The organism is Gelidibacter pelagius, from assembly GCF_017581925.1.
Classification (GTDB): Bacteria; Bacteroidota; Bacteroidia; order Flavobacteriales; family Flavobacteriaceae; genus Gelidibacter; species Gelidibacter pelagius.
Genome location: NZ_JAGEVG010000010.1, coordinates 72,049 through 88,590 on the forward strand (window position 1 = coordinate 72,049; position 16,542 = coordinate 88,590).

Consider the following 16,542-nt stretch of genomic DNA (forward strand, 5'->3'; position numbering starts at 1 on the left):
TTGGGGAAATGTTTAATTTACAATGTCAAATGAGATTTCCGCCTTCGCGGGAATGACTAAAAATCTAATTTATGCAACGTGACCAACAAATATTTGAGCTTATAGAAGCTGAAAAAGAAAGACAATTAAACGGTTTAGAGCTTATTGCTTCAGAGAACTTTGTGAGCAATCAGGTAATGGAAGCCGCCGGATCGGTGTTAACCAATAAATACGCCGAGGGCTATCCTGGAAAGCGCTATTATGGTGGTTGTGAAATCGTAGATGAGGTGGAGCAATTGGCCATAGATCGTGCCAAGGCGCTATTTGGAGCTGATTATGCCAACGTGCAACCGCACTCTGGAAGTCAGGCAAATACCGCAGTTTATTCTATGTGCTTAAAGCCCGGAGATAAAATTCTTGGTTTTGATCTGTCGCATGGTGGCCATTTAACTCATGGGTCTCCAGTGAATTTTTCGGGAAAACTTTATGATCCTTCTTTTTATGGAGTGGATAAAGCTACTGGATTGATTGATTATAATCATTTGGAAGATACGGCCAAAAAGGAAAAACCAAAGATGATTATTGCCGGTGCATCAGCCTATTCGCGAGATATGGATTTTAAAGCTTTCAGACAGGTTGCTGACCAAGTTGGTGCTGTTTTGATGGCAGATATTGCACATCCTGCGGGTTTAATTGCAAAGGGTATTTTGAATGACCCAATGCCACATTGTCATATTGTGACCACAACCACGCATAAAACCTTGAGAGGTCCAAGAGGAGGGATGATCATGATGGGAGCGGATTTTGAAAACCCATTCGGAATGAAAACTCCAAAAGGTAACTTAAGAATGATGTCTTCTTTATTGGATTCTGGAGTTTTCCCAGGAAACCAAGGAGGTCCATTGGAACACATTATTGCGGCTAAGGCTATTGCATTTGGAGAGGCTTTGACCGATGATTTTATGCAGTATATGTTGCAGGTCAAGAAAAATGCCGCTGCTATGGCAAAAGCTTTTGTAGCTAAGGATTATCATATTATTTCTGGTGGAACGGACAATCATATGATGTTAATTGATCTGAGAAATAAAAATTTAACCGGTAAAGTTGCTGAAGAAGCCTTGACGAAAGCCGATATTACGGTGAATAAAAACATGGTGCCTTTTGACGATAAATCGCCATTTGTAACCTCAGGTATCCGTATTGGAACTGCTGCAGTGACTACCAGAGGCCTGAAAGAAGCTGATATGTCAACCATTGTTGATTTGATCGATGAGGTCTTAAGTAACCACGATGATGAAGGTAAGTTGAATGCTGTAGCCGAAAAGGTGAATGCAATGATGAAAGGGAAGCCTTTGTTTTCGTAGTTAACGTCAAACTTATATCTACCAAACCAGACCTCACAGGTTTCAAAAACCTGTGAGGTCTTCCTTTTCCTGCTATTTGAAAATCATTGATTATTCTTCAAAAACCACATGTTGATAAGCGCCCAAATCAGGAGCAGCGGTCCGTGATACGTTTAAAATATCAAACGGCACTGAATTTGAAAGCGGATTATTCCCAATAACGTTAATGGCCGCGGATTCTTGTCCGATAATCAACTTATTTTTGGACGTATCCATAAAGTCAGGTTCTTGGTTGAATACGATATTTTCATATAAGGCTAAATTGTCAAAATCATAGTTTGGATCGGATCCAAATTTGTCATTCGGATCATTAAACCTGATCAGACAATTGGTAAATTTAAAATTGAAAGCAGCACCTTCCTCTTCCTCCACAAGAAACTCCGGATTGTCATTTCCATAAATAATACAATTGTTAAAATTGGCTGCGGACAAGGCATTGGTAACGACAGTGTCGTCTTCCAAAATCAAGAAATTGTTGAGATATAGTGCAGGAAATTGCCTAAAACTACTGGACCAATAATTGGCAATGGTGCAATGGGTAAAGTTATATGTGCCTCCATAGGTGCCCGCAAAAGCAGATTGCCCCGCATTGTTCAATACAAGGTTTTCTGCCGTAATGGAAGTGGCACGTCCTAAAATCCCGAAGTTACTTGAATTATATATTTTGGAATTTTTGATCGTTAATTTTGGAATGGCAGCGGTGGGGTTGTTCTCGGCCAAAATACCAATGGTGGCATTTTTAATCGTTGCAAAATTGATTTCATTTTCCTTACTGCCTTGAAATAACCAGATGGTGCCCCATTGTCCTGGAATATTATCAAACAAAGGCTCTAATCTATCGCTTTCAAAAATGACCTCGTTGGCCATTGTAGTTTGATCGGGACTGAATTGTCCATTGACTTTTAAAGAAGCGTTATTGGTCACCAATAAACCGGAATTCGCATGGAAGTGCACACGCGAGCCAGCTTCGATTGTTAAGGTTTTGTTTTCGCCAACTGCCGCATAGCCATAAATCACATAAGGCTTATCTTTTGTAAAAGTCAACTCGGCATCGGTTAAGAACCGTCCTTGAACGTTGGTCTCATCATCATTACCATCGCCATCCACATCAAAGGTCAATGTTTCGACAATCCCCTGAGCATCTCGATTTGGGTAAATAAAAACAGCGTCTTTGACCAAGGTCACCAAATCCACTTTTTGAAAGTTGGATCCGCTGTCAAATTCGATGGCATCGGTATATAAAAATTGGTTATTGGCAGTACCAACACTTTGGATATCAAAAGTAGTCTCTATAAAAATATACATACTGTCCTTTGCCAAAATTTCTACATTCTGAAATTCTTTTCCAGCAATACCATCAACGTTGAGTCGGTAGTTGGATGCTTGGCCTTGACCTAGGCGCAGGGTAGGGATGGAGATGTCTTTGTTGCTGCGGTTATAGACTTTCAAATTATAAGTACTTGATCCAATATTGGAAAATACCGTATCTAAATAGACTGTATCTTTTGAAAAGGTCAAAGCACCATTACTTGGTTCGAAATCGAAATCTTTTCGGCATGAACTCCATAAGATCAAAGTAGAAATAGTAAGAATAAAATAAAAGCTTCTTTTCATTATCGTTATCAATTCATATTGAAATTCAAAAATATGACTTTTGAAATTATGAATTCATAAGAACCACTTATTTAATTCCCACCTGTTGTTTTAATTAGTGAAACTCAATTTTTAAAAATTCCGCAGCAATGCATTAAAAATTGATAGTTGTCCCGATAGCTCTCGGGGTACTCCCGCTGAAAAGTGGAATCTTCAAGTTTAATATCCCGAGGTTCTTGATTCATTGTTTTTGACTTTCCTTTAAAATCTCCCGAAACTCTTCACTATATTCCAAGAACTTATCAACGAGATAAATTCTATTTTTCGATTGTAAAAGAGAAGATGACATTTCTTTGGATTCGCAATAGGCAAAATAGAGGTGTTTATAATCTTTTGTGATGTTCAAATTCAATACTAAAAATTGGTCATTGAAGAATTTATCTGATTTGAATAACGTATCAAAATCGTCTGAGGTAATGGTGGTTTCGACTGTTTCAAATTCTCTAGGTGTTTTTCTTTTGAAAAGCTTTATAATACTTTCTCCAATAGCCATGAGGTCTAAAGGACCTGTATTTGGTTTTTTATATTTATAACCATGTTTTTTGATGTCATTTTGAAACTGTTGGTTAAGTGTTTTACTTGCCGTTTCTTCATTCATCTCTTTAGAAGTGATAGCACCTTGGATCTCTACTTCATCCAGTTCATTCACCATCTTTCTGAGTTCAAATACTGGTGTGTCCATAAGGTGCGATTCAGTTACCATGAGTTGATTGGTATGATGAAACAGGGAACTAAAAATCAGGGTGTCGTTGATTTGTGCGTAAATTTTAAAATTACCGTTACCATCAGTCGAAGTGATGCTTTTTGAGGTGATATTCATGATTTTAGCTCCGGAAATTGGAGCTTCAGCATCATAAAGTGTTCCAGTAATGTTCTGGGATAACATCATTGTGGACCAAAGACAGAAGAGGATGGTAATTTTAGTCACTAAGCAAAGAGATTGATTACCATCAAATTAAACCATTATAGTTTCTTAAAAGTGAGGCGTTAAGAGACTTTAACAATCATTTTAACCTTAATTTAACTAAACAGGGTTCTAATCTCTTCAGTAATTCGTGCGGGTTTCATGTTTTCTTGGGAGACCAGACACCACTTGGTTTCAGAAGAGGCTAACAGCTTGTCAGTGTTTTTATTATAAATCTCAACCATCCGAACGCAAGTGACGCCACCTGATTCTTTGATGTAGGTTTTAAGCTTGAGTACATCACCTAAAACAGCTGGGTTTTTGTATTCAATGGTATGTTTAAGAAGGATCCAGAAATAATCCGATAGTATTTTTTCCGTTGCTTTTGTGTGCCAATGCTCTTCTGCAACATCTTGCACCCACTGTACATAACGGACATTATTGACGTGGTTGAGGTTGTCCAAATCGTCTTGGGTTACAATGATGTATATTTCGAAGGTTTGCATAAATGTTGTTTTAGATTGTTTGGAACATCCTAATCGTTTTTTTTTTTGGCTTTCGAATGAGGTCTTTATTTAACAAAAACTTCCACTTCAAATAGTTTGTCCCACTCTTTCCCTGTAACAAAAATGGTTTTGGTGTCTGGATTATAAGCAATGCCATTTAAGACATCTAAAGTTTGATGTTGTTTAACCAGTTTTTGAAGCGGTGAAAAGTCGATTACACCCTCAACCGCACCATTTTCAGGGTCGATGATCAAAACACCGTTGCGTTGGTAAATATTGGCGTAGATTTTCCCTTCTATATATTCCAATTCATTCAAACTATCAATTTTACCTGTATTGGTGTATATTTGGATATAATTATCTTCAGCAAGTGTTTCTGGATTGAGCTTCCATATTTTATTGGTGCCATCGGTTTTATAGATCACCTTTCCGTCGTTGCATAAGCCCCATCCTTCTTTGCTTTTTCCGTAATTGAAACTGCCGGTTTTTTCAAATGTATCAATACTATATATAAATCCAATATTTTCTTTCCAAGTGAGTTGGTAAATATTATCGTTCATTATAGTAAGTCCTTCTCCAAAGTATTGATTGCCTAAATTGATATTCTTAAGAACTCCACCCGTTTTATAATCTACTTTTCTAAGTTTGGATTTTCCGTATTGTCCAGTGCTTTCATATAAAACGCCATCATGAAATTCCAAGCCTTGCGTGTAGGAGGTGATATCATGCGGATATTCATTCAGAATTTTATAGCTGTAAATTTTTGGGGCAACATTGTTTAAAATAGTCAAGTTGGTGGACGTCTCTTCAGTAGTTTCACCATAAGTGACTTTTGCTGTGATAATGTGCACGCCAAGGGTTAAATTCGTAACCTTGAAGTTTTCTTCGATCGGAGTTGCATCAATTTTGTAGTTTATATTAGTGATCGTTTTGTTTTTTGGGTTTTCTATGGTCAGTTTAATGGTTTCGCCAAGTGCTGTCGTATTGTTTTTAGCGTCAGTTGTGATGGAAAAACTACTTTTTTTACCATTCGGATTGTCACCACAAGTCCATAGAAAAAGACTTAAAACAATGATTATGAAAAGTTTAGTTGAAGACATATTGATGATATATTTTTGGGCAAGGTATTTAAATAAATTCAGTTTTGAAAATCATTGCAAAAGTAGTAAAAGTTTGTATCTTTGCAGCTGGCAAGTCCTACACAACCAGCTCCTGCTGAATCCTCCAGGGCGGGAACGCAGCAAAGGTAAGTGGTCGTAGCGGTGTGATGTAGGTAGCTTGCCTTTTTTTTTATTCCCACGAAGGTGGGAATCTCCAACTTCAACTTCTTACATTCTCATTAGTCACTTCCTTTTCAAATTCAAATTCATTTAAACTTTAGATTATATCGTATTTTTGAAAAATTAAGTATTCTTAATTTTAACTAATACGCGAACATGTCTAAAGTTGTTTTAATTACGGGAGGTTCTTCAGGAATTGGAAAATCCATTGGTGAATTCTTGACCGAGAAGGGATTCATAGTTTATGGTACCAGCAGAAACCCTAAAGGGTATTCAGACAGTAAATTCAATTTGGTTAGACTGGATGTTTCTGATGTTGATTCAATAGATGATGCAATTAATACAGTCATAACTCAACGTGGACGTATAGATGTACTGATTAACAATGCCGGCGCGGGAATAACAGGCCCCATTGAGGAAATTCCCGATGCCGAAATCCAACGTAATTTTGACACTAATTTCTTCGGTCCCATTCGGGTTATTAAAGCGGTTCTACCACAAATGAGGGTGCAAAAATCCGGTCTGATTATCAATATTACTTCTATTGCTGGATATATGGGCTTACCCTATAGAGGGGTTTATAGTGCGAGTAAAGGGGCTTTGGAATTGATAACGGAAGCTTTCCGAATGGAAATCAAGGATTTTAATATCCATATGACCAATGTTGCTCCAGGTGATTTTGCTACCAATATTGCTGCGGGTCGTTATCATGCGCCTGTTTTGGAACATTCGCCATACAAAGAAACTTATGGGAACACTTTAGAACTAATGAATGCACATGTAAGCGAAGGGAAGGATCCTCAAATAATGGCAAGTGCAATCCATGAAATTATCAATACACAAAATCCAAAAGTCCATTACAAAATAGGAGAATTCATGCAAAAGTTTTCAATTGTTTTAAAACGAATTTTGCCTGATAAAGTTTATGAGAAAATGTTGATGAAGCATTATAAATTGTAAGGATTCTCAAGCAGTGATGATGTTGATATGTTTTAATTAAAATTCCATCAACATCTTTGTTATTAATCGTAACTTTGCGCCACGTTAAAACACAACTTATATACATACTATTATTTATGAAATTTTTTATCGATACTGCTAATTTAGAGCAAATTAAGGAAGCCCAAGACATGGGGATTTTAGATGGTGTCACCACCAATCCGTCGTTGATGGCCAAGGAGGGCATTACAGGGACCGACAATATTATGAAGCATTATGTTAACATTTGCAATTTGGTAGATGGTGATGTCAGTGCAGAGGTTATTGCTACAGATTTCGAGGGCATGGTAAGAGAAGGAGAAGCTTTGGCTGAACTTCACGATCAGATTGTGGTCAAATTACCTATGATCAAAGATGGTGTGAAGGCTTGTAAATACTTTAGTGATAAAGGTATTAAAACCAATATGACTTTGGTGTTTTCTGCAGGTCAGGCATTATTGGCAGCAAAAGCCGGGGCAACTTATGTGTCTCCTTTTATCGGTCGTTTGGATGATATCTCCACTGACGGATTAAACCTAATTGCTGAAATTAGAATGATCTATGACAACTACGATTTTGAAACTGAAATCTTAGCAGCATCTGTACGTCACACCATGCATGTTATTGACTGTGCAAAATTAGGAGCTGATGTCATGACCGGACCTTTGAGTTCTATTACTGGATTGTTAAACCATCCTTTAACGGATATTGGCTTGGAGAAATTTTTGTCTGATTACAAAGAAGGAAACTAATTCCTTACTATATATTAAATAAAAGAGGCTTCAATAATGAAGCCTTTTTTTAATCATTGAGTTCTTTTAATTTGTCTTCAAATTGACTGTGGAACATATTGTAATAGGTGTCCACAATACGCATCTCGCTGTCTACTAGGATTATTTTATAAACTGTGTTGAGCACCAAAGTCTGTTTGGCGTTGAAAGGATCTTTGAATTGGTATTCGCTGTCAATCGGAAACTTAAACTCATCTAAGGTTCTTTTCCAATATTTCTTATCGCTATCATTTATGTTAATGGCTATAAAATTGATATTTGGATACTTCTTCTTTAAATCCCTGATTTTATAATGACTGTTCTTATAGTGGATTTTTAAGTTTGACGACCAAAAATAAATTACGGTGGGTTGTGTGATCAAATCACTAAATTTATGATTCTCGTTGTTGTAGCTCACCAATTCAACATCAGGAATAATCTTACCAGGTTTTAATTTATTTATGGCGCTGGACAGCCTTTCAATGTATACTCTATCATCAGCATTTGTTGTTTTTTGTAAATAGGATGCAATAACTTGTTTGACGGCCATCGTATCTTCACACATCGAGATAAAGTCGCGAGCGGTATTTTTCAATAATTTGTTTTTTATAGTATCGTTGGTGATGCGCTCGTTCATCAGCCTTAGTTTTTCTAAATTATAAACCACTGAATTTCTATTGAAAACTGCATCTTCTGGAGCGTTGGCATAAAACTCCTTTAATGCCATGTTGTTGAAATGGGAGTATAGAAAGCGATTGTAAATAAAGAAATCTCCTAAAGAACCAATATTGTAGTCAATATCCTTTCTATAATCATAAAAACTTGAAGGTAAGTTTTTGTAGTCTTTTAAATTCTTATAGCCATAATATGCAAAGGGATACATTTCCTTGGCGCTGTAATAGCTATAATTGACACTGGTTTCCGCAACTCTATCAAAAAGAGGGGACAGGTTTCTTTTGTCAGAAAACTCAGAGAGCCCATTTAACCGTTCTGTCCGTGAAGAATCGATATAACTTTCAAATTTCTCGGGCTCCATTTGGGAGAAATTTATAAAATTGGCTTGGTCGGCTTCATTTTCAAGAAAAATCTTGATCAAAAAGTTATTCTTTCTAGCACCATCACCAGTAAATACCAGGGATTCATCAAAATCAATAGTGTTCAATCGCAACATAACACTATCTCTTGGTTCTAAAAGGACCATTTGGTATTGGCCTCCGTGAATAAAGGTGTACAGACCTGATTTTAACGGGGATAGTTTGGTGAAAAAGCGATTGTTTTTATTTAGGAAAAGCGTATCTGAGTTTTCTACTTGAGAATTTGGAGAGAATAACAAGACGTAATCATTAGTTGGATTAATAATCTCACCTCCAAAATAGGCAGATCGATTAGCCTCATTAGCATCTTTTTTGCAACTGAAAAGCGTTGTCAAAAGCATTAATGATATAATGTAAATTCTCATAAACTAAGGGGTTTCTGGAGCTGGTTGCGTTGTAAACAAAAATAAAACTTGTTTGTGCATCAAGCTGTTAAGGCGCTGTTAAATGTTTGGATATCTATGGGTGTTAGGGCCTTATATCCTTTATAAATGCTGATATTTTCAAAAAAAGTGTGGAACTAAGCAGCAGTTTAAATATAGGCCTTTAAGTTTCTTAAAATGGTAGGTTTTTTCTACTTTTGCAGCAAATTTAAAATACGTAAAATGTTATCAGTTTCTAATCTTTCGGTTCAGTTTGGCAAACGTATCCTTTTTGATGAAGTCAATACCAGCTTCAATCAAGGTAATTGCTACGGTATAATTGGTGCCAATGGTTCAGGAAAGTCAACTTTTTTGAAAATTTTGGCGGGAAAAATGGATCCAACTTCTGGTCATGTCCATTTGGAACCTGGAAAACGTATGTCTGTTTTGGAACAGGATCATAATTTATATGATGAGCACACTGTTTTGGAAACCATTATTATGGGTAACAAGCCACTATATGATTTAAAATCACAAATTGATGCGCTCTATGCAGACTACACAGATGAAAACGCCAATAAAATAGGGGAACTTCAAGTGCAATTTGAAGAAATGAACGGCTGGAACGCTGACAGTAATGCGGCGGCAATGCTATCAAATCTGGGTATTAAAGAAGAATATCACTACACTTTAATGAAGGATCTGGACGGGAAACAGAAAGTCCGTGTCTTGTTGGCGCAAGCTTTATTTGGAAATCCTGATGTGTTGATTATGGATGAGCCTACCAACGATTTGGATTACGAAACCATTACTTGGTTGGAGAATTTTTTAGCCAATTACGAGAACTGTGTGATTGTCGTTTCTCACGATAGACACTTTCTAGATTCGGTTTGTACCCATATTTCTGATATAGATTTTGGTAAGATCAACCATTATTCAGGAAACTATACGTTTTGGTATGAATCTTCTCAATTAGCAGCAAGACAACGTTCACAACAAAACAAAAAGGCTGAAGACAAAAAGAAAGAACTCGAAGAGTTTATTCGTCGTTTTTCTGCAAACGTTGCGAAATCCAAGCAAGCGACGAGTAGAAAAAAGATGATCGAGAAATTGAATATATCCGATATCAAACCTTCAAGTCGTCGTTATCCAGCAATTATATTTGAACGTGATAGAGAAGCTGGAGATCAAATTTTAAACATTAGCGGACTTGAAGCGTCTTTGGATGGTGAAGTATTGTTCAAGAACGTGGATATCAATTTGGCTAAAGGTGATAAAGTGGTCGTGTATTCAAAAGATTCAAGAGCTACAACGGCATTTTATCAAATACTTAACGGTAAGGAAAAAGCAGATAAAGGAACATATAATTGGGGGATAACAACCACACAATCTTATTTGCCATTAGATAATAGCGAGTTTTTTGAGAATAAATTGACACTTGTAGATTGGTTGCGCCAGTGGGCAACTACTGAAGAAGAGCGTGAGGAGGTTTACATTAGAGGGTTTTTGGGGAAAATGATTTTTAGTGGTGAAGAAGCATTAAAAACTTCGAATGTATTGTCAGGAGGAGAAAAAGTACGTTGTATGCTAAGTAGAATGATGATGATGAGGGCCAACGTGTTGATGTTGGATGAACCAACTAACCATTTGGACCTCGAAAGTATTACAGCGTTCAATAACTCTCTGTCCAACTTTAAAGGCACTGTTTTGTTTACCACCCATGACCACGAGTTTGCACAAACTGTAGGAAATCGGATAATTGAACTCACTCCAAATGGCGTGATTGATCGCTACATGGCCTTTGATGAGTATATGGACGATAAGAAAATTAAAGAGCATAGAGATAAAATGTATGCAGTAAACGCATAATTGCATGTCATTATCGAAAACCCTGAAGCGATTCAGGGTTTTTTTATATTTCCAATTCAGCTTTTACGGCTTCTACTATAGGAATCGCATGATCTAACTCTTCTTTAGATACATAAAGTTCTTGAAATCCTTGAAAGGAAGATCCGAATCCTGCCATTCTTGCAGATTCAGATTCATCCTTCACAATGGCATTGATGCCAACACTATCCAAACGGTCCACAACCAATTGAACTATAATGAAGGTTCCAGAAAAAATTTTCACATAATCATTGTCTACCATAGTCTCAAATATTAGCAATTAAGATACAAAAAATAACCTCATAAAACTATCTGTTTTATTCCTATCAGTGGATTTTAAAACCTCGATATTTACCTCGGTCAAAAAGACAAATCCTTATTCATACTTAGAGGGCTTGCCTGCCCGTACCGGTCTTATGGGCCTGAAGTTTTTGATTTTGTAACTTTAAATCGAAAGTGTTTAAAGTTAAAATGAAAACCGATATTTAAAAAATAACGTAGGTATGCTGAATGAAATAACATTCACAATTTAATTTTAAAAAATAATATTATGAAAACGACAAAATTATTTAGCATCGCACTCATATTGGGTTCAGTTTTCTTGGGACCATCTGTTTCTGCTCAAGAAAAGATGATGAAGAAACAAGAGAAAATGATGAAACAAGAAACAAAAATGGTAGGTGGTGCTGAAATGTATCCTACAAAAAACATTGTGGAAAATGCTGTCAACTCTAAAGATCATACAACCTTGGTGGCTGCAGTCAAAGCTGCAGATTTAGTAGATGTGCTTTCAAGCGAAGGGCCTTTCACTGTATTCGCCCCTACTAATGCCGCCTTTGATAAATTACCAAAAGGCACTGTTGAAGCCTTAGTTATGCCAGAAAACAAAGAAAAACTCCAAGCAATTTTGACTTATCATGTTGTTGCGGGTAAATGGAACGCTGTGGATATTGCAAAATTAATAAAGAACGGTAATGGAAAAGCAGTCATAAAAACTGTAGCAGGTGGAATATTAACCGCTTGGAACAAAGGGAAGGATGTTTATGTGACTGATGAAAACGGAAACTCAGCTAAGGTAACCATTGCTGACGTTAATCAATCTAACGGAGTGATTCACGTTATTGATACCGTACTCTTACCTGGGATGGCAAAATAGAATCCTCTTTTATAGCGGTTAGCGAAAATAGCACATACAAAAAAACCACCTTGGATGAGGTGGTTTTTTATATGATAATATTTATGCTACTTGTCTATCGATCCCGTGACGCGAGACATAAAATTGTTTAGAGCCTCCTTGTTGGGAGTGCCTTCTTTTATCATTTTATGTACTTCCAATGCGCCATACATATTAGAGAGAAGTTCTCCAATTACATCGAGTTCTTCATCTTTTAAGGAAGGTACCTCTGTGAGGTTTTCCAATGTTTCAATGGTCTCTATGACAAAATCTTCATCATTGTCCTCAATAAATTGAGTGAGATGTCTAATTACTGGTAACTTCATTGACTAAATCTTTTAAAACTTCATACTTGTTGGTCTGTACCTGATTGACGAACGTTCCATTTTTGAAAACTGCAAAAGTAGGTAAGTTGTCTACATTGGCTAATTTTCTTGATTCTGGAAATTTTTCCGCATCGGCCATCACAAAGGTCATGTTTTCATTTTCAGTTGCCAGCTTTTTAAATCTCGGCTTCATAATTCTACAATTACCACACCAGGTCGCTGAATATTGAACAACGACAGTTTCATTATCTGATACCAATTGCCCTAAATTGTCTTGATCTAATTCCTTTACCATATTATTAAATTTTATAATTAATGAAACTTCCTGTCGGGTGACAGGAAGTCAAATTCCAATTCAATTCCAATAGATTGAATCTTTTTTCCCTGCCTTTAAAGGCTTAGTTTGAAAGAGTTTTCAAATACTCAGCAGTAGCTTTTGAAGTCGCTTGCATTGCATCTTTACCTTCTTCCCAGTTTGCTGGACAAACCTCTCCTTTTTCTTGTACGTGCGTATAAGCATCGATCAAGCGAAGATATTCCTTAACATTTCTTCCTAATGGCATGTGATTGATGCTTTCATGAACAACAGTTCCTTCTTCATCAATAATATAGGTGGCTCTGTAGGTTACATTGTCACCTTCAACAGTTACAACACCGGTATCTTCATTGTAAGTTTCATTGGTAATATCTAAAATATCCAATGTTGATGCTAAGTTTCTATTGGAGTCGGCTAAAATTGGATAAGTTACCCCTTCAATACCGCCGTTATCTTTTGTTGTGTTTAACCATGCGAAGTGAACTTCAGCAGTATCACAAGAAGCACCAATAACAATTGTATTGCGTTTTTCAAATTCAGCTAAATCAGCTTGGAAAGCGTGTAATTCCGTTGGACATACAAAAGTGAAATCTTTTGGATACCAAAATAAAAGTACTTTTTTATTATTTTTTGTTGCTTCTTCAAGAACGTTAAGGCCGAAAGTTTCGCCCATTTCATTCATTGCGTTAACAGTTAGATTTGGAAATTTTTTTCCTACAAATGACATAGTTTATAATTTTTAATGGTTCATATTTTCAAGAACAAAACTACCCATAACATAGAGTATTAACTATAGAAATTGATTATATAAAATTATATTGCTATAAGTTTTATCAATGCATTGGAATGAATGGTGACTGGCGATTCGAAATAAGTCACTGATTTGCAACTTGGCAATATAGTTTCATTAAGGTGCGATTTGATTCCATCCAGCGGGTTTTGAAACTTCAAGCAGTTTAAGCGTTGTCCGTAGTTAGTTCTCTGATTTTTATTCGGAAAGCAGCGAACAATAAGGTCATAAATGGACTTAGCCAGTTAAAAACGGCATATCCCGCATAGTGTAGGGTGTCAACACCCAAAACGCCACTGTGATATGCCCCACAGGTATTCCAGGGCACCAAAACCGACGTGACCGTTCCACTGTCCTCAAGAGTCCTAGAAAGGTTTTCAGGAGCCAACCCTTTATCTTTATAGGCTTGTGCATACATTTTACCAGGAACTACGATAGCTAAATATTGATCGCTCGCCGTAAGATTGAGTGTCAAACAGCTGGCCACCGTACTTGCAAACAGGCCAAATGTGGTGTGGAATAATTTCAAGAGCGCTTTGCTGATTGCGGAAAGAGCACCTATGGCATCCATTATGCCACCAAAAACCATCGCACATAAAATCAGCCAAACAGTGCCTAACATGCTGGTCATTCCTCCAGAGGCAAAGAGACCTTTTAAAGCTTCATTTTCTGTTGGTATTGCTGTTTCAACCGTAATGGCATCCATAATGCCTTTATAGCCGGTAGTGAAGTTCAAAGAAGTGCCGCCACCTATGGCCGCTACTATATTTGGTTGGAATATTAATGCTGCAAGACCGCCCAAAAGGGTGCCTCCCAAGAGAGCAACAAGTGGAGGTGTCTTTTTTATAATTAATATGATGACTATTGCGGGTACCAAAAACAACCAAGGGCTTACATTAATTGCCGAATTGAGTGCGGTTAGAATTCCTTCGGTATTTGCTGACCCTGTGGTGTCAATGTTTAAACCGATAACCACAAAAACAATCAAGGTGATGGTTAATGTTGGTACTGTTGTATAGAGCATATATCTGATGTGTGTAAACAGATCAGTTCCGGCCATCGCTGGAGCCAGGTTAGTCGTGTCACTCATTGGTGAGATTTTATCTCCAAAATACGCTCCGGAAAGGATAGCACCAGCAGTCATCCCTAATGAGACTCCTAAGGCTTGTGCAATACCAATAAGCGCAATACCAACAGTTGCCGATGTGGTCCAACTGCTTCCTGTAGCTACAGAAATAATGGCACAGATGATCACACATGCAGCCAAAAATATCGTTGGATTTAAAACCTGCAACCCATAATAGATCATAGTTGGAATAATACCGCTAATCAACCAAGTGCCGGCAAGTGCGCCGACCATGAGAAGAATGATAATGGCGGTAGCAGTAGATTTTATGTTTTCTGAAACTTCCTCCAACATTTGTCCGAACGTAACTTTATTGTAGACACCCACAACAGCCGCAACGGCGCCTCCCAATAATAATACAAACTGGTTGGAGCCACTCAACGCATCACCGCCGTACACATAAACATTATAAGCTAACATGGCTACCAGAGCAAATACCGGAATTAAAGCTTCCCATATATTTAATTCCTTGTTTTCAACGATGTGTTCATCCTGAGGTTCTCTTGGTTTAATGTCTTGGCTTTGCATACGGAAAAAGTCGGTTAGAAGTTATAGTACGTAATGTTACGATTTTCGACAAACCTATGCAAATCAATTTGGAGTACTACTTTTATGGAACACAGATAACACTGATCTTAGCAGATCTAAAATGATTGGTTTAAGATACAAAACCTCTTACTTCCTTTCATGGATTTTATGATTTGGAATTTAGTAATCTAAATATTAGATTTTGAATTTATTCTAAAATATTCAGTTCCTTCATGCATTCTCGCATCATATCGTAAGTTCTTTCAATATCGGCATCCAATCCAATAGAAAAACGGATCAATCCATCGCTAAGGCCCATTTCTTTTTGCTCTTCTATTGGAATTTCAGACGAAGTTGAGCTTCCAGGAGCAGAAAATAAAGTCTTATAAAATCCGAGGCTCACAGCAAGATAACCCAGGTTTTGTTTTTGCATCAATTCCATTAAGGCATTGGCCTTTTCCAAAGAACCTACATCAAGGGTCAACATGCCTCCAAATCCGTACTTTTTGTTCATCATAGTTTTGAATAACTCATGAGAAGGATGTGATGCCAAGCCAGGATAAACCGTTTTTAAACCGTCTTTCTCAAGCTTCTCTGCCAAGTATTGGCCATTCATACTGTGCTGTTGCATCCGAATATGTAGCGTCCGTAAATTTTTCAATATAGATGCCGCTCTCAAACTATCCATGGTCGCGCCTAACAACATGCAAGCACCGTCATTGACGTTCCTTAAATCGTCTATAAAGGCTTGGGTGCCACAAATGACACCACCCACAGTGTCACTGGAACCATTGATGAACTTGGTCAGACTATGAATGACAACATCCGCTCCCAATTGCGCTGGTGAAATCGATAAAGGAGAAAACGTATTGTCAACCACAAGTTTTAAATTGTGTTTCTTCGCCAACTTTGCCAATCCGGCAACGTCTGCAACCTCCAATAAAGGATTACTTACCGATTCACAATACAAAACCTTTGTTTTTGGTGTAATGGCGGCTTCAACCACATCTAACTTAGTGATATCAACAAATGAGGTCTCTATCTTAAAACGAGGTGTGAAATTCTTTAAAAAAGCATAAGTGCCACCATAAATTGTCCGGCTTGAAACAATATGGTCCCCCGCATCACAAAGTTGCATTAAAACTGATGTAATAGCACCCATTCCTGAAGCGGTCACATTAGCAGTTTCCGTGCCTTCCATTGCCGCTAAGGCTTGACCTAAATAGAGGTTGGAAGGTGTGGAGTGGCGTGAATACAAATAGCAACCGTCTGCATTTCCCTCAAAGGTGTCAAACATGGTCTTTGCGGAAAGAAACGTGTAGGTGGAAGAATCGGATATTGAAGGATTAACTCCTCCAAATTCTCCAAAGTATTGTAAATCTTGTATGTTATTTGCTGGTTTAAATGCCATCTTATTGTCTTTATATAAGTTTTAATTGATTCAAATATCCTCTATTTTAGATGAT

Annotated in this window: 16 protein-coding genes and 1 other RNA gene; 6 read left to right on the forward strand and 11 right to left on the reverse strand. The window is 37.3% G+C overall.

The genetic code is table 11. The features are described 5' to 3' along the window. Positions 1-71: 71 nt before the first annotated feature. Positions 72-1,343 (forward strand): serine hydroxymethyltransferase, encoded by a 1,272-nt coding sequence (locus J4051_RS09835; RefSeq protein ID WP_208233695.1) that lies wholly within the window; start codon positions 72-74, stop codon positions 1,341-1,343. Positions 1,344-1,433: 90 nt separating this feature from the next. Here the strand turns inward: J4051_RS09835 and J4051_RS09840 are convergent, their stop codons facing one another. From J4051_RS09840 to J4051_RS09855, 4 genes are all read right to left on the reverse strand, one after another. Continuing rightward, positions 1,434-2,996 (reverse strand): right-handed parallel beta-helix repeat-containing protein, encoded by a 1,563-nt coding sequence (locus J4051_RS09840; RefSeq protein ID WP_208233696.1) that lies wholly within the window; start codon positions 2,994-2,996, stop codon positions 1,434-1,436. 220 nt (positions 2,997-3,216) lie between these two features. Further along, positions 3,217-3,963 carry a peptidase associated/transthyretin-like domain-containing protein gene (locus J4051_RS09845; protein ID WP_208233697.1) on the reverse strand — a complete coding sequence of 249 codons (747 nt, stop codon included), beginning with the start codon at positions 3,961-3,963 and terminating at the stop codon, positions 3,217-3,219. A 92-nt stretch (positions 3,964-4,055) separates the two neighbouring features. Next, positions 4,056-4,445 carry an acyl-CoA thioesterase gene (locus J4051_RS09850; protein ID WP_236027333.1) on the reverse strand — a complete coding sequence of 130 codons (390 nt, stop codon included), beginning with the start codon at positions 4,443-4,445 and terminating at the stop codon, positions 4,056-4,058. Positions 4,446-4,510: 65 nt separating this feature from the next. After that, complete coding sequence (locus tag J4051_RS09855) at positions 4,511-5,545, reverse strand: glutaminyl-peptide cyclotransferase (RefSeq protein WP_208233698.1); 1,035 nt, start codon at positions 5,543-5,545, stop codon at positions 4,511-4,513. 88 nt (positions 5,546-5,633) lie between these two features. On the opposite strand from J4051_RS09855, the gene ffs reads away from it, so the two are divergent. The 3 genes from ffs to fsa all read left to right on the forward strand — a co-directional run bounded on the left by ffs (position 5,634) and on the right by fsa (position 7,455). After that, an RNA gene (gene ffs / locus J4051_RS09860) (signal recognition particle sRNA small type) lies at positions 5,634-5,732 on the forward strand. A 149-nt stretch (positions 5,733-5,881) separates the two neighbouring features. After that, complete coding sequence (locus tag J4051_RS09865; RefSeq protein WP_208233699.1) at positions 5,882-6,685, forward strand: SDR family oxidoreductase; 804 nt, start codon at positions 5,882-5,884, stop codon at positions 6,683-6,685. Between the two features lie 116 nt (positions 6,686-6,801). Continuing rightward, positions 6,802-7,455, forward strand: coding sequence for a fructose-6-phosphate aldolase (fsa, locus tag J4051_RS09870; RefSeq protein ID WP_208233700.1), 654 nt, complete (start codon positions 6,802-6,804; stop codon positions 7,453-7,455). A 49-nt stretch (positions 7,456-7,504) separates the two neighbouring features. On the opposite strand, the gene J4051_RS09875 is transcribed toward fsa, so the two are convergent. Further along, positions 7,505-8,932, reverse strand: coding sequence for a redoxin domain-containing protein (locus J4051_RS09875; RefSeq protein ID WP_208233701.1), 1,428 nt, complete (start codon positions 8,930-8,932; stop codon positions 7,505-7,507). Between the two features lie 240 nt (positions 8,933-9,172). Here J4051_RS09875 and J4051_RS09880 point away from each other — a divergent pair, with 240 nt between their 5' ends. Then, positions 9,173-10,798 (forward strand): ABC-F family ATP-binding cassette domain-containing protein, encoded by a 1,626-nt coding sequence (locus J4051_RS09880; RefSeq protein WP_208233702.1) that lies wholly within the window; start codon positions 9,173-9,175, stop codon positions 10,796-10,798. Positions 10,799-10,841: 43 nt separating this feature from the next. On the opposite strand, the gene J4051_RS09885 is transcribed toward J4051_RS09880, so the two are convergent. Next, positions 10,842-11,078: a DUF2007 domain-containing protein gene (locus J4051_RS09885; protein WP_208233703.1), complete on the reverse strand. Its 237-nt coding sequence runs from the start codon at positions 11,076-11,078 to the stop codon at positions 10,842-10,844. 369 nt (positions 11,079-11,447) lie between these two features. Between J4051_RS09885 and J4051_RS09890 the strand changes: the two genes are divergently transcribed. Then, on the forward strand, positions 11,448-11,972 hold the full coding sequence (locus J4051_RS09890) for a fasciclin domain-containing protein (protein WP_236027350.1): 525 nt from the start codon (positions 11,448-11,450) through the stop codon (positions 11,970-11,972). 86 nt (positions 11,973-12,058) lie between these two features. On the opposite strand, the gene J4051_RS09895 is transcribed toward J4051_RS09890, so the two are convergent. The 5 genes from J4051_RS09895 to J4051_RS09915 all read right to left on the reverse strand — a co-directional run bounded on the left by J4051_RS09895 (position 12,059) and on the right by J4051_RS09915 (position 16,487). Continuing rightward, complete coding sequence (locus J4051_RS09895) at positions 12,059-12,316, reverse strand: DUF6952 family protein (protein WP_208233705.1); 258 nt, start codon at positions 12,314-12,316, stop codon at positions 12,059-12,061. Beyond that, on the reverse strand, positions 12,297-12,611 hold the full coding sequence (locus J4051_RS09900; RefSeq protein WP_208233706.1) for a thioredoxin family protein: 315 nt from the start codon (positions 12,609-12,611) through the stop codon (positions 12,297-12,299). The genes J4051_RS09895 and J4051_RS09900 overlap by 20 nt, the downstream gene beginning before the upstream one ends. A 103-nt stretch (positions 12,612-12,714) precedes the next feature. Next, positions 12,715-13,359, reverse strand: coding sequence for a peroxiredoxin (locus J4051_RS09905; protein WP_208233707.1), 645 nt, complete (start codon positions 13,357-13,359; stop codon positions 12,715-12,717). A gap of 229 nt (positions 13,360-13,588) precedes the next feature. Further along, positions 13,589-15,076 carry a Na+/H+ antiporter NhaC gene (nhaC, locus tag J4051_RS09910; protein WP_208233708.1) on the reverse strand — a complete coding sequence of 496 codons (1,488 nt, stop codon included), beginning with the start codon at positions 15,074-15,076 and terminating at the stop codon, positions 13,589-13,591. A 208-nt stretch (positions 15,077-15,284) separates the two neighbouring features. Next, positions 15,285-16,487 carry an aminotransferase class I/II-fold pyridoxal phosphate-dependent enzyme gene (locus J4051_RS09915; protein ID WP_208233709.1) on the reverse strand — a complete coding sequence of 401 codons (1,203 nt, stop codon included), beginning with the start codon at positions 16,485-16,487 and terminating at the stop codon, positions 15,285-15,287. Between the last annotated feature and the right edge of the window lie 55 nt (positions 16,488-16,542).

What these genes read in the sequence shown, in the direction of transcription:
- J4051_RS09835 (WP_208233695.1), top strand. Translation starts at nt 72, where the DNA reads ATGCAACGTGACCAACAAATATTTGAGCTTATAGAAGCTGAAAAAGAA.
- J4051_RS09840 (WP_208233696.1), bottom strand. Translation starts at nt 2,996, where the DNA reads ATGAAAAGAAGCTTTTATTTTATTCTTACTATTTCTACTTTGATCTTA.
- J4051_RS09850 (WP_236027333.1), bottom strand. Translation starts at nt 4,445, where the DNA reads ATGCAAACCTTCGAAATATACATCATTGTAACCCAAGACGATTTGGAC.
- J4051_RS09855 (WP_208233698.1), bottom strand. Translation starts at nt 5,545, where the DNA reads ATGTCTTCAACTAAACTTTTCATAATCATTGTTTTAAGTCTTTTTCTA.
- J4051_RS09865 (WP_208233699.1), top strand. Translation starts at nt 5,882, where the DNA reads ATGTCTAAAGTTGTTTTAATTACGGGAGGTTCTTCAGGAATTGGAAAA.
- fsa (WP_208233700.1), top strand. Translation starts at nt 6,802, where the DNA reads ATGAAATTTTTTATCGATACTGCTAATTTAGAGCAAATTAAGGAAGCC.
- J4051_RS09875 (WP_208233701.1), bottom strand. Translation starts at nt 8,932, where the DNA reads ATGAGAATTTACATTATATCATTAATGCTTTTGACAACGCTTTTCAGT.
- J4051_RS09880 (WP_208233702.1), top strand. Translation starts at nt 9,173, where the DNA reads ATGTTATCAGTTTCTAATCTTTCGGTTCAGTTTGGCAAACGTATCCTT.
- J4051_RS09885 (WP_208233703.1), bottom strand. Translation starts at nt 11,078, where the DNA reads ATGGTAGACAATGATTATGTGAAAATTTTTTCTGGAACCTTCATTATA.
- J4051_RS09890 (WP_236027350.1), top strand. Translation starts at nt 11,448, where the DNA reads ATGATGAAGAAACAAGAGAAAATGATGAAACAAGAAACAAAAATGGTA.
- J4051_RS09895 (WP_208233705.1), bottom strand. Translation starts at nt 12,316, where the DNA reads ATGAAGTTACCAGTAATTAGACATCTCACTCAATTTATTGAGGACAAT.
- J4051_RS09900 (WP_208233706.1), bottom strand. Translation starts at nt 12,611, where the DNA reads ATGGTAAAGGAATTAGATCAAGACAATTTAGGGCAATTGGTATCAGAT.
- J4051_RS09905 (WP_208233707.1), bottom strand. Translation starts at nt 13,359, where the DNA reads ATGTCATTTGTAGGAAAAAAATTTCCAAATCTAACTGTTAACGCAATG.
- nhaC (WP_208233708.1), bottom strand. Translation starts at nt 15,076, where the DNA reads ATGCAAAGCCAAGACATTAAACCAAGAGAACCTCAGGATGAACACATC.
- J4051_RS09915 (WP_208233709.1), bottom strand. Translation starts at nt 16,487, where the DNA reads ATGGCATTTAAACCAGCAAATAACATACAAGATTTACAATACTTTGGA.